This is a genomic window from Mesorhizobium sp. M7A.F.Ca.CA.002.09.1.1, assembly GCF_003998555.1.
Taxonomy (GTDB): Bacteria; Pseudomonadota; Alphaproteobacteria; order Rhizobiales; family Rhizobiaceae; genus Mesorhizobium; species Mesorhizobium ciceri.
The window spans coordinates 1-1,003 of sequence record NZ_RZRR01001332.1; the positions used below are offsets into that span (position 1 = coordinate 1).

1 protein-coding gene and 2 pseudogenes are annotated in these 1,003 nt (G+C 63.6%); 1 reads left to right on the forward strand and 2 read right to left on the reverse strand.

Annotation, left to right across the window (positions count from 1 at the left end):
- Positions 1-249 (reverse strand): helix-turn-helix domain-containing protein (locus EN994_RS32980; protein WP_245466165.1); only part of this gene is annotated, 249 nt, incomplete at its 3' end.
- Between the two features lie 149 nt (positions 250-398).
- Between EN994_RS32980 and EN994_RS36920 the strand changes: the two are divergent.
- A pseudogene (locus EN994_RS36920) lies at positions 399-623 on the forward strand (NIPSNAP family protein); the annotation flags it as partial.
- Here the strand turns inward: EN994_RS36920 and EN994_RS36925 are convergent.
- A pseudogene (locus EN994_RS36925) lies at positions 624-1,003 on the reverse strand (NIPSNAP family protein); the annotation flags it as partial.

Here is a 1,003-nt window from a genome sequence, read left to right on the forward strand (position 1 = left end):
CTCGAACACCGCGCGCACGCCTTCGCGGGCCGACGCCGCCGCCAGCACCGGCGCGATCCATGTCTCTTCGACCGCTGCCGCCACACGCTCGTCGATCACCGCCAGCGCGAGCGCCTTCTTGGTCGGGAAATGGTGATGCAGCGCACCGCCGCTGACACCCGCCGCCGCCATCAGGTCGCCGATGCTGGAGGCGTGATAGCCGCGCGCCTGGAACGCGTCCTCGGCGACATCGAGCACTTTCTTGCGCATGCCTTCAGGGTCGTTGATGCGTTTTCCCGGGCGCGGTTTTGGTTGAGCGATCATCTCTGCTGACATTGCCGGACATTAGCATATTGACAAAACAGGACAACCGGTCTGTTTTACAAACAGGACAATCACCCTGTTTTGGAGAATGCCGGATGAACCTGCCCCAGAACGTCGCGCCGAAACCCTCGGCGCTCGCCTCGCCTGTCGTCGAGTTGCGGCAATACACGCTGAAGCCAGGCCAACGCGACACGCTCATCGACATCTTCGACAGCAGGCTGATCGAGGGCCAGGAGGCCGCCGGCATGACCATCATCGGCCAGTTCCGGGATCTCGATCGGCCTGACATGTTCGTCTGGATGCGCGGCTTCGACAGCATGGATGCGCGGAAAATTGTTTTCGGCAGGCTCGGTCACGAACGCGGCGAGCAGGCGTGCGTCGGCCGTCATCAGGCACGCCGTCTCAATCTCGAAGCGGGTGGTGAAATCTGCCTCCGTGCCGGGCTGCAAATGATGAATCTCGATGACAACGATGCCGGTCAGCGGCCTGTTTCGAATGGGCTTTTCGTCGCCGGCCAGGCTTGGCCGCTGCGCCCCCGCAAGGTCGAAGCCGGCGCCCGGCCACGCCGGCTTGAGCAGCAGCACATCGTCGGAATCGATCATCGTCGCGTTGGCCGCATCGCGGTGCGCCGCCCAGACCGGCCCGCCATAGAAAGCGGCAAGAGCATTTTTCCGCGCATCCATGCTGTCGAAGCCGCGCA